At 38.6% G+C, this 7,639-nt stretch carries 6 protein-coding genes and 1 riboswitch; of the genes, 5 read left to right on the top strand and 1 reads right to left on the bottom strand.

Annotation, left to right across the window (positions count from 1 at the left end):
* The first annotated feature begins 250 nt into the window (after window positions 1–250).
* Entirely contained in the window at window positions 251–1,096 is an 846-nt protein-coding gene (locus tag ACPV3A_RS21565; protein WP_036638508.1) for an N-acyl homoserine lactonase family protein, read from the top strand.
* A 40-nt stretch (window positions 1,097–1,136) separates the two neighbouring features.
* On the top strand, window positions 1,137–1,604 hold the full coding sequence (locus ACPV3A_RS21560) for a MarR family winged helix-turn-helix transcriptional regulator (RefSeq protein WP_162158344.1): 468 nt from the start codon (window positions 1,137–1,139) through the stop codon (window positions 1,602–1,604).
* A gap of 73 nt (window positions 1,605–1,677) precedes the next feature.
* On the opposite strand, the gene ACPV3A_RS21555 is transcribed toward ACPV3A_RS21560, so the two are convergent.
* Window positions 1,678–3,774 (bottom strand): heavy metal translocating P-type ATPase, encoded by a 2,097-nt coding sequence (locus ACPV3A_RS21555; protein ID WP_225595917.1) that lies wholly within the window; start codon window positions 3,772–3,774, stop codon window positions 1,678–1,680.
* 343 nt (window positions 3,775–4,117) lie between these two features.
* On the opposite strand from ACPV3A_RS21555, the gene ACPV3A_RS21550 reads away from it, so the two are divergent.
* The 3 genes from ACPV3A_RS21550 to asnB all read left to right on the top strand — a co-directional run bounded on the left by ACPV3A_RS21550 (window position 4,118) and on the right by asnB (window position 7,573).
* Window positions 4,118–4,447, top strand: a complete 330-nt coding sequence (locus ACPV3A_RS21550) for a four-helix bundle copper-binding protein (protein WP_076152819.1) — start codon at window positions 4,118–4,120, stop codon at window positions 4,445–4,447.
* A 360-nt stretch (window positions 4,448–4,807) separates the two neighbouring features.
* Window positions 4,808–4,941, top strand: a riboswitch (cyclic di-AMP (ydaO/yuaA leader).
* Between the two features lie 4 nt (window positions 4,942–4,945).
* Entirely contained in the window at window positions 4,946–5,425 is a 480-nt protein-coding gene (locus tag ACPV3A_RS21545; protein WP_036638510.1) for a C40 family peptidase, read from the top strand.
* Window positions 5,426–5,701: 276 nt separating this feature from the next.
* Window positions 5,702–7,573 (top strand): asparagine synthase (glutamine-hydrolyzing), encoded by a 1,872-nt coding sequence (gene asnB, locus ACPV3A_RS21540; protein WP_426201049.1) that lies wholly within the window; start codon window positions 5,702–5,704, stop codon window positions 7,571–7,573.
* Window positions 7,574–7,639: the final 66 nt, after the last annotated feature.

Raw genomic sequence — 7,639 nt, 5'->3', positions numbered from 1 at the left:
CCGCCTCCAATTTTAATTCCAAGGAGTACCGTCGGTAAGCTTGTCCTTTTTTAGCCATGAAAAAATCCCCTTCGTTAGGCAAGATTAAGTCCATCTTAACAGATGTCTTTTTTCTCTTGTCTACTAAAAGGGGATAATACCATTAGACCGGCTTTATTTTTTTGTTTGTTTGTGTTGATTTTAAATGACATGTCATCTATCAAATAAAAGGTGACGTGTCATTTAATTTGAATTGAGAGGATGTATGATATTGGAAACGCCAACATTTCGAATACATCGAATACAAACCGGAGCAGTTCGAGTTCACCCTCAGCAGGTGGGAGGAAGTAAATTCAATCGCTCGATCTGGATTCTTACTTCCAGGAAGTGGACTGAGTGGCTTCCCATTAATACATATTTAATAGAACACCCGGAAGGTCTGGTACTCTTTGATACTGGAGAAGATCCGTCAGTTAATGAACCGAATTTTTACCCATGGTGGGCTCCTCAATATCGGAAGATGTGTCAATTTAATATCCGTGAATCACAATCGGTAACTGAGGGGATCCTGCGCCTCGGATATTCTCCTGATGATGTCAGATATGTGATACTAAGCCACTTGCATTCAGATCATGTTGGAGGGATTGCTCGATTAACTAAATCGGAATTTGTCATTAGTGAGCGTGAATGGGCAGATGGCCAACGCTTTGGAGCAACGTTCATGCATGGATATCAAAAACATAGATTTTATAATCCTGATTATAAATATCAAATTATTCATCATGAAAAGATGAATCAAGCAGGTGCATTTATAAATGGATATGACTTAATCGGGGATGGTTCCCTTGTGATTGTTCCGACTCCAGGGCATACATTTGGTCATCAATCGTTGTTGGTAAATGGAAGACTGCCGGTTTGCTTAGCCGGGGATGCAATCTACACACAACCACAATTCGAGCGAGAGGTAGTAGATGGTGTTGCAGATGATAAAAAGGCTGCTGTAACATCGATGACCCAACTTAGGGAATGGTCAAAAACAAATGGTGGTGCACCAATCTTATCCACCCATGATCCGGACGCTGGAGTTTTACTTTCGAGGCGTAATGGTATGATATAATTTCTACGTATCAAGTATGCTACGGAGAATGGTGATTAACTTGAAAAAAAATATAGAACTTGCTGAACAATTACGTTATCTAATCCTTGCTGCCGAAAGACAGGGTGGACGTATGTTGCAGTCCGCATTGAGTAAAGAAAGTATTACCGGATCACAGGCTGAGGTGTTACGGGTTCTTGAAGAGAGAGGACCACTTTCATTGAAGGAGCTCGGCTTTCTGTTAATATGTGAAGGTGGCAGTCCATCAAGGCTCGTTAACACGCTTGTTCAGGAAGGATACATTATTCGTGATACCCACCCTAAAGATTCCAGAGCGGTTATATTACGTTTATCCGATAAAGGTGTGGAAAAATCAAAAAGAGTAACTTTGGTAGAACAAGAACTATACACGATGATATCTCGAAAAATCGATAAAGATAAGTTAGAATCGATCAACCAAATCCTTTGCGAACTGTTGTCGGAAGAACCCATTGCGAGCAGCCTGCAGGCTAGGGGGTTCATGAAATAATGGGATGCCTCGCTTTGCCCAAAGAAAAAAGAGGCTCGTATGAGCCTCTTGCAGTAAATATTTCACACTTGGGCTATGCCCTAAGAAGTTTGGCGTTAATTGCTACGACAATAGTACTCAGAGACATCAGTATGGCTCCAATCGCAGGGTCTAGGACAATTCCAGCGCCATATAATATACCGGCAGCAAGTGGAATGGCAATAATATTATAACCACTGGCCCACCAAAGATTTTGAATCATTTTATTGTAAGCTTTCCTAGATAAGTCGAGAATCGAAACGACATCATTAGGATCACTTCTTACAAGAACAATATCTGCTGTTTCAATTGCGACATCCGTTCCAGCGCCAATAGCAATGCCGAGATCTGCTTTCGCCAAGGCTGGAGCATCATTCACTCCATCCCCGGTCATGGCAACCATATAACCCTCTTTTTGAATTTCAGTTATTTTATCAGCCTTTTGATGGGGTAGGACTTCTGCATGTATCTCATCTAAATGCAAGCTTTCGCCAACCCATTGGGCAACTTTCTTGTTATCCCCCGTCAACATCATGGATTTGATTCCTAATGATTTTAAATTTTCTACAGCGTTCTTTGCACTTTCACGGACTTTATCTGCAAGGCCAATTAGACCGGCATATTGGTTATCAACAACGGCAAAGACAACCGTTTTTCCTTGTGATGCCAGCTTATTATACTCCGAAATAGGATAATCTATTTTTTGATCCTCCATAAAGCCAGGGCTAACAACCAAAACATCCTTACCGTTAACTTTCCCCTTAAGACCTTTCCCCGTCAGTGCTTCAAATGACTCTGGTTCTGGTATTTTTATTTCACGGTTCTTCACTTCTTCTACTACACCTTTAGAGATAGGATGTTCGGATTGAGCTTCAAGGGCACCAACGAGGGTTAAAATTTCCGTCTCTGTATATCCCGATGCAGGTAGAATATCGGTAATTCCAAATTTACCTTGAGTAAGCGTTCCGGTTTTATCAAATACGACCGCGTTCAATTTTCGAGCTTCTTCAAAAGCAGTGCGGTTTCGTATCAATAACCCTTTTTTCGCTGCTATCGAGGTAGTGGTTGATACAACAAGAGGTACAGCCAAACCCAAAGCGTGTGGACACGCAATAATCATCACAGTCACCATTCGCTGTATCGCGAAGTTAAAGCCGTAACCCAAAGAGAGCCATACGAGTAGGGTTATTAAGCCTGCACCTAAAGCTACATAAAATAACCATTTTGCCGCACGATCGGATAAGTTTTGAGTTTTAGATTTAGATTCTTGAGCTTCTTTAACTAGTGAAATAACTTGGGATAAGTAACCCTTTTCACCACTATTGGTAACCGTTACGGTTAATGCTCCTTCACCGTTGACAGCTCCTCCAATGAGTTTATCTCCAGGATTCTTGATGACCGGGACGGATTCCCCCGTAAGCATGGATTCATCGAGTGATGATTGTCCTTTCACAATGATTCCATCTACAGGGATTCGCTCTCCTGGTTTAATTAAAATCGTTTGCTCTGGGCTTAATTCTGACACGCTTACCTCTTTGATATCTCCATTTTCCATAATAAGATGTGCTTCAGAAGGGATTAGTTTGACCAGTTCTTCTAGGGCATTAGATGCACCTAAAATAGACTTCATTTCTAGCCAGTGACCTAGCAGCATAATGACAATAAGGGTTGCCAGTTCCCAAAAGAAGTCTACATCCGTCAATCCTATGACAATTAATGAACTATATACGTAAGCAACAACGATAGCAAGTGATATTAACGTCATCATGCCAGGGCTCTTTTGATTTAGTTCTCGATATGCACCAACTAGAAAAGGCTTACCTCCATAAAAGAAGACAAATGTGGAGAGTAGAAACAGTAAAACGGTGTCATATGGAAACCGCCAATGTACCCCAATGAACATCTGAATCATTGGCGAAAGAGCCATGATTGGAATTGTAATAATTAAACAAATATAAAAGCGTTTTTTAAAGTCATCTACATGATGACCGGCATGTTTATCCCCGCCGCTATGTTGGTGCCCGGTACTATGATGTGATCCGGAATGGTCATGGTCGTGTTTCATCCCTTGATGCTGCTGCTCACTTTCGTGTTTGGGCATATGATTGTTCGTGAATTGATGTTTCACGCTCTTTTTGGAGTTTTTATACATTGAATTCACCTCTTCATAAGATTATTTAGTCTAATGCCGTAATAAGAAAAGATTGTTAGGACTACATCACGTAGTATTGTTACCCATTAATACTAATTTAAACCTAAAAGAGTAAAGTAATCACGGATTCAAAGCTCAGTCTTCATGTACAATCATCATTTTCAAATTTGTCCAGTTTCCTCACAAAATCTACATAACTTCGGGTTATATAATAGTCAACCTAACAATAGGTTACAAATCGTATGTAAAGCGAGGTGATTACATTATTTGATTTTTTGAATCAAATAAAAAGTGTTGTGCATCCTAAATTCTTGAATCGTAAATTCGAAAGGAGATATTGACTATGTCACATGAACAATACCAAAAGTGTATCGAGGAATGCATACGTTGTATGATGGTATGTAATCATTGTTACAACGCTTGTCTTGATGAAGAGAATGTAGCTATGATGACAAAATGTATTCGTTTGGATCGACAATGTGCTGATATTTGTGCTTTTGCTGCGCATGCAATGTCAACGAACAGTGTTTATGCGCGTGAGATCTGTAGTATCTGTGCCGACGTTTGTGAAGAATGTGGCACAGAATGTAAAATGCATGATGTAAAACACTGTCAAGAATGTGCAGAAGCTTGTTTTAGATGTGCAGAGGCTTGTAGAGCAATGGCAGCGTAGAACAGACTCAATAATCAATAACCCTCCTTGTGAGAAAGGAGGGTTTATTGATTATAAGTTATAACTAAAATTATATATAAATTGGAGATAGCTGTTAGAGCAGATCAACGTCTGCTGGAACAGTTTTTTCTGCTTATGCTGAAAAAGAAGTGGTTACAAAAATGTATTTAATAATTAACTTAGAAGAAGTCGGTGTTCATATAAGAATAATACAATAAGAGCGGAACTTCTCCTTATATTTGTACTTTATAGGGTGAATTTGAACGAAACTCGACTTTTAATAAAAAAAATGATGGATTTAGAGGATGGGATTGACAACATACACGAAAATGTACTACATTATGTAGGGTTACAAAAAATTAATTTTTAATGCCGAGTTTCATTTTTGAAAACGGGGGAACCATTCCGGGTGAATTATTCTTGATTGAAAAGGAATAAAGGGCGCCTTCTACCGAACCCTTAGCTAACTCCGTAGGCATCCGAAGGGAGAGCATGTGTTTGAAGAAATTCATGATTTCATTAATAGGGTCTGCAGTTATTTTGTCAGCTGGTGCGACTAATGCGTTTGCTGATGATCAATCCAAATTGCGTACAGAAGTAAGTCAAGTTGTTGGTACACCTTACAAGTGGGGGGGAACTTCTGTATCGAGTGGATTTGATTGTTCTGGTTTTATTTTGTATATCTTTGATAAGTTTAATTTGGAGCTGCCACGGACATCAAATGCTCAGGCAAAAACAGGTACCCCAGTTGCAAAGAAAAATCTCAAACCTGGAGATTTGGTCTTCTTTAATACAAGTGGTGCTGGTATATCTCATGCAGGGATTTATATCGGTAATGGGCAATTTGCTCATTCTTCCAGTAGTAAAGGAGTAAGGATTAGTAATTTATCGGAATCATACTATAAGGATCGATACGTTACAGCAAGACGTACAATCTCTAAACAAAGTTATACAAAAATGGTTAGTGGATTGCACTAGTACTTATTTGTAATTAGACAAGCCCTGGTAAAAACCACGGGTTTGTTTTTTTGTATCGCAGGTGAATTAAATCTTGTTAAGAATTTAATCTAACATAATTCATTAATCTTCAATGGAAATACCATAAAATGAAAAATTGACTAGTTAAATTAAATAAACTACAATTCGTAGTATATAATATATTATTGATTTCTTGATGTTTTTAAACAAGGATCAATTTTTTTATCAAAAACACTACACTGCGTAGTTAATAATCCGGAAGGGAAGACTTTTTCTATGTGTGGGATTACAGGGCTTTTGATGTTTGAAAACAATTCGCTGCCAACGACGGTAGCAATTAGAAAAATGACCGATGCAATCAAACATCGTGGTCCCGATCAAACGGGCATTAGGGTGGTAGATCGGATTGCTTTAGGATTTACCCGTTTGTCGATCCTTGATTTGGAACACGGCAGCCAGCCTATTTCCAACGAAGATCAGAGCCTTTGGCTAGTTTTTAACGGTGAGATTTATAATTATCAATCATTAAAAAGAGAACTTGAAGACCTTGGTCATACGTTTAAAACGAACACAGATTCTGAAGTCATCATACATTTATATGAGGAGTATCAGGAACATTGTTTAGAAAAACTGCGTGGAATGTTTGGATTTGCAATATGGGATCGGAGGAAAAAACAATTATTTGCTGCTCGTGATCATTTCGGAATAAAACCATTCTATTACTATACGGATAACACTCAATTTGCCTTTGGCTCCRAAATWAAAAGTATCCTTTCTTTAGATGGTCTRAAACCCGCCGTTAACTCAAAAAGTCTGTTCCATTATCTAACATTACAATATGTGCCCCAACCAGATACAATGTTTGCTGGAATAAAAAAGCTTGAACCGGGTCACTATTTGATTGTCGATCAATGGGGAAATATAAAGAATCAAACATATTGGGAAACTAAGTTCGAACCGGAACATCGGCCAATTGAAACATTTATTGAAGAGATCCGGTATAAACTTAATGAATCTGTGAATCTTCATACCCAGAGTGATGTGCCGATTGGGAGTTTTTTATCTGGGGGAATAGACTCAACATCGATTGCCAGTTATCTTAGCAAGAGAGGGCCTGTAAAAACCTTCTCGGTAGGATTTGAAGGCGAGCATAATGAAAATATATATGCTAAAAAGACGGCAACTGAACTGGGTATAGATCATTTTGATGAAGTGATATCGGTTGATCGTTTTTTTGAGGATACGATTAAGGCTGTGTGGCATATGGATGAGCCCATAGCAGATCCGTCTGCAATTGCGATCTATCGACTTTCCCAAGTGGCAAGAGAGCATATTACTGTCGCATTATCAGGTGAAGGTGCAGACGAGCTGTTTGGAGGATATCGTATTTATAGAGAGCCCTCCTCACTTAAACCATTATCGTGGATTCCTACGAACCTAAAACGGAACATTAAGCAATTTATAGACGAAATTCCGTTCAATTTTTATGGCAAAAACTATTTGAAAAGAGGCTTAACTCCTTTAGAAGAACGATTTTTGGGGAATGCTAAGATCTTTAACGAACAAGAAAAGAGACTTGTCTTGTCTTCAATGGTAAATTTGAAAACGAATTGGGAACCTACAACAGCACTAACCAGTAAAATATATGAGACTTCGAAAGACCTTGATGATATTAGCAGAATGCAATTAATCGATCTTAACTTCTGGTTACCTGGCGATATTCTAATGAAGGCTGACAAAATGAGCATGGCACATTCCTTAGAGGTTCGTGTGCCATTTCTAGACAAAGAAGTGTTTGAAATAGCTCGTAAAATACCATCATCATACCGTGTAACAAATAAAACAACGAAATATGTACTTCGTAAAGCGATGGAGGACATAGTACCTAATCATGTACTGAATCGTCCCAAGCTAGGTTTTCCAGTACCTTTAAAGAAATGGCTTATGGGATCTATCGGAGATATCATGATCGAACAAATCATTATAAGTGGTATTGAAGAATGGATTCAAATAGATCATGTTGTTGGTCTATTAAAGGAACACCGTAATGGGAAAGTCGACAACTCAAGAAAAATATGGACCATTTATATTTTTGCCTTGTGGCACTCGGTTTTTATACATGAAAATTCAGTTAGACTCGTGATATAAATTAGTTGTTAATTGAGGGGTAGACCTCTCATTTTTTACTTTCTAAGTTGATGGGTTAAACCTTGG

Source organism: Paenibacillus sp. Dod16 (assembly GCF_049893405.1).
Taxonomy (GTDB): domain Bacteria; phylum Bacillota; class Bacilli; order Paenibacillales; family Paenibacillaceae; genus Paenibacillus_AQ.
The sequence above is the reverse complement of the archived record's forward strand: the minus strand, read 5'-3'. Positions and strand labels throughout refer to the sequence as shown.

Bases quoted from the DNA above. Each gene is read 5' to 3' on its own strand.
- ACPV3A_RS21555 (WP_225595917.1), bottom strand. From the start codon at position 3,774: ATGTATAAAAACTCCAAAAAGAGCGTGAAACATCAATTCACGAACAAT.
- ACPV3A_RS21550 (WP_076152819.1), top strand. From the start codon at position 4,118: ATGTCACATGAACAATACCAAAAGTGTATCGAGGAATGCATACGTTGT.